This is a genomic window from Athalassotoga sp. (assembly GCF_049965695.1).
GTDB lineage: Bacteria > Thermotogota > Thermotogae > Mesoaciditogales > Mesoaciditogaceae > Athalassotoga.
Genome location: NZ_JBMFWB010000045.1, coordinates 1 through 1,979, shown reverse-complemented (window position 1 = coordinate 1,979; position 1,979 = coordinate 1). Strand labels below are relative to the sequence as shown.

Genomic DNA, 1,979 nt, shown 5'->3' with positions numbered 1-1,979 from the left:
GGTATGTTTTTAACTATGACTCTTATCGCAAAAAGGTCGTATATCTCGTCAAAAGATTTGTTTTTTTCTTTCATTTTCATCCATATGCTGTAAAAATGCTTTGCCCTTCCGCTTATCTCCGTGAATTCTATTCCGTTTTGTTTCAGAAGATTGGCAATCTCAGATTTGTAATACCCTATTTCCTGACTGCGTTCCTGAATTTTTTTATCCACAAGTTTTTTCACCTCTATGTATTCTTGAGGATAAAGTTGCTTAAATGAGAGATCCTCCAATTCCCTTTTCATCGTGTATATGCCAAGCCTGTTTGCAATCGGAGCGTAAACTTCGAGAGTTTGTTTAGCCTTTTCTTTTCTCTTTTCCTCTTCGGCAAAGCCTTCTACGGTTCTCATGTTGTGTAACCTGTCAGCCAATTTTATCAAAACAACGCGTACATCCTGCGCCATCGCGAAGATCATCTTTCTTATAGTCTCTATCTCTGAAAATTTTATGTCTTCATTTTCAAGCGTTTTTATCTTCGTCAGGCCATTTACCATTGTGGCTATTTCATGACCGAATTGCTTTTCTATCTCTTCAAGCGGGACTTTTGTGTCTTCAGCGACGTCATGAAGCAATGCCGTGCAGATGGAAGGCACATCCATTCCCATATCTGCGACTATTTTGGCAACCTGAACAGGATGAGAGATGTAGGGCTCTCCTGAAGCCCTTGATTGACTTTGATGTGCCGATTTTGCGAATTCATACGCATGTCTGACTATTTCAGCCGATTCTTCTGAATAATCTTTTTTAACCTTTTCTATGATCTCGTTAATCACGGTTTTGTAATTTTCATCCATTTCCATGCTTTACCTTCTTTGTAGAAATCTTTTCAAGGTAAAAAGAGATCAAAAAACCTCCTGCAACCAAGATCATAAAAAGTATAACACGGGACAGATCGTAAGTGTGCCTTGTGAAGGGCCATATTGAAGTTATCGAGGCCATCATAAGGCCTATTATGAAAGCGTAAGTTTGAGAACGGTAATTTTTCAAAAGACTTCCGATTATTCTGACGAAAGCAAAAAAGCCTATCAAAAATCCGGATAAAAAGATCAAAAGTGTCGTAAAATCAAAAGTTCTCACGGCGTTCAAAAGATGCCTGTAATTTCCGAGTAAAAGCAACATTATCGTGTCTCCGATGGCCGGAAGCGAAGTAGAAACGATCAATCCGGATATGAAATCAAGCATCCTCGAGCCGAAGATAGTCGCAAAAAACCTTAAATTGCTTATCTTAAAACCAAACAAAAGCGGAACCACAACAACCGCGATACCCAAGAAAAACCATAAAAATTCCGAAAATCCTTTTTTCTTTATCTCGATGTAAATGAGATAAACAGATCCCAAAATAAGGCCTATAAAAACGGCATTTATTTCAAATGCAAATTTCATAAGCAGACCCAAAATGAAATAAGCGGTAAAAAATATGGCCGGTCCTATACCTATGATCAAAAACAGAAGTAATCTTACATCATGTCTTGTAAGTGTTTTTGGGGCGGAAAACAATTTATTCAGCGCAAGCATCAAAGGTTCATAAACCCCCAAAATTATCGCCATAACAGGCCAACTGGTTCCGGGGAGCACCATCGAAATGCCCATCAAAATGCCACTTAAGATCATTTTGAAATAAAATGCGGGTTTCTCCAATCATTTCCTCCATCTGTTATTCCCGATATGCGATGTGCCTTTTTGTGCGTCGGCTCCAGCATTCGCGGCCAGTCCGTCATTCCTTGCTTGACAAGGAATCGCCTTTTGCCTTTGGCTGCTTACGCATTACTGATCACGCGTTACTGTTTTTTCCTCTAATCTCCAATCCCTAATGTCTCTTTCTTGCCATATGCTATTAGCCACGCACTGTTGCCGATTACGCGTCACGCGTTACCCGTCACCGTTTTTTTCCACGCGCCACCGGCTACCCGCTACGTGTTGTTTTTTTGCGTCGGCTCCAG

General features: G+C 40.3%; 2 protein-coding genes. Both read right to left on the bottom strand.

Translation table 11 applies throughout. The annotated features are described in order from the left end of the window. A partial coding sequence (locus tag ACP5NR_RS08680; protein WP_428006353.1) for an HD domain-containing protein occupies positions 1-839 on the bottom strand: 839 nt, incomplete at its 3' end. Further along, on the bottom strand, positions 826-1,677 hold the full coding sequence (locus ACP5NR_RS08675; RefSeq protein ID WP_428006352.1) for a DUF368 domain-containing protein: 852 nt from the start codon (positions 1,675-1,677) through the stop codon (positions 826-828). The genes ACP5NR_RS08675 and ACP5NR_RS08680, both read right to left, overlap by 14 nt. Positions 1,678-1,979: the final 302 nt, after the last annotated feature.